Raw genomic sequence first — 594 nt, 5'->3', positions numbered from 1 at the left:
CCCGAGCACCAGGCCAGGATGCTGGCCGAGCTGCGCACCACCCACCGCGCGCAGATCACCGTGGGCGGGCGCATCATGCGCCTGATCATCAGCCCCATCGTCAATGCCCAGGGCGAGCGCCAGGGCTTCGTGGTGGAGTGGGCCGACCGTACCCTGGAAGTGAGCGTGGAGCAGGAGATCGGCGATCTGGTGCGCAATGCCGCGGCCGGCGATCTGTCCGGCCGGGTATCGCTGGAGGGCAAGGACGGCTTCTTCCGCGGCCTGGCCGAGCAGCTCAACAGCCTGATGAGCACCGCCGGCGAAGGCCTGGGCCATATCCAGCGCATGCTGCGCGCCCTGGCCGCCGGCGACCTGTCCAGCCGCATCGAGGCCGATCTGCATGGCGTGTTCGGTGAGATGAAGCAGGACGCCAATGCCACCAGCGAGCGCCTGGGCGAGATCGTCCGCCAGATCAAGGAGGCCTCGGTGTCCATCAACGCCTCCTCCGGCGAGATCGTCTCGGGCAACGACGACCTCTCGCGCCGTACCGAGCAGCAGGCGGCCAACCTGGAAGAGACCGCCGCCTCGATGGAAGAGCTGACCTCCACGGTCAAG

At 68.4% G+C, this 594-nt stretch carries 1 pseudogene; it reads left to right on the top strand.

Going from position 1 to position 594, the window contains the following annotated elements:
* Window positions 1–18: 18 nt before the first annotated feature.
* Window positions 19–594 (top strand): annotated as a pseudogene (locus tag EPA99_RS18625) (methyl-accepting chemotaxis protein); the annotation flags it as partial.

This window comes from Pseudoxanthomonas composti, assembly GCF_004122095.1.
Taxonomy (GTDB): Bacteria; Pseudomonadota; Gammaproteobacteria; order Xanthomonadales; family Xanthomonadaceae; genus Pseudoxanthomonas_A; species Pseudoxanthomonas_A composti.
This window is presented reverse-complemented; position numbering and strand designations above follow the sequence as displayed.